This window comes from Bradyrhizobium uaiense, from assembly GCF_010811875.1.
GTDB classification, from domain to species: Bacteria; Pseudomonadota; Alphaproteobacteria; order Rhizobiales; family Xanthobacteraceae; genus Bradyrhizobium; species Bradyrhizobium uaiense.
On record NZ_VKHP01000548.1, the window covers coordinates 1 to 665 of the forward strand.

General features: G+C 63.2%; 1 protein-coding gene. It reads left to right on the plus strand.

Translation table 11 applies throughout. The annotated features are described in order from the left end of the window. Window positions 1-665 (plus strand): ABC transporter substrate-binding protein (locus FNJ47_RS46400; RefSeq protein ID WP_236000604.1); only part of this gene is annotated, 665 nt, incomplete at both ends.

The following is a 665-nucleotide window of genomic DNA, read 5'->3' on the forward strand; positions in this document are numbered from 1 at the left end:
TCGACAAGGTGCTGAACGACAAGGCACCGCAATTCGACAAGCGTCAGAGCGCGCAGGTCAAGACCCGCCTGCCCTCGGTTGCCAGCTACGCCAAGATCGACGACTTCACCGTCGAGATCACCACCAAGACGGTCGATTCCTTCTTCCCCTACCAGCTGCTCTGGTTCCTGGTCTCGAGCCCCGCGCAATATGAAAAGCTCGGCAAGGACTGGGACAAGTTCGCCAGCCAGCCCTCCGGCACCGGCCCGTTCAAGCTGACCAAGCTGGTCCCGCGCGAACTCGCCGAGCTGACCAAGAACCCGGACTATTGGGACAAGAAGCGACTTGCAAAGGTCGACAAGATGATCCTGATCCCGATGCCGGAAGCGCTGACCCGCACCAACGCGCTGCTGGCCGGCCAGGTCGACCTGATCGAAACGCCGGCGCCCGATGCCGTGCCGCAGCTCAAGGCCGCCGGCATGAGGATCATCGACAACGTGACGCCGCATGTCTGGAATTATCACTTAAGCGTGCTGCCGGGCTCGCCCTGGACCGACATCCGCCTGCGCAAGGCGCTCAACCTCGCGATCGACCGCGACGCGGTCGTTGGACTGATGAATGGACTGGCGAAGCCGGCCAAGGGCCAGGTCGACCCGTCGAGCCCATGGTTCGGCAACCCGACCTTC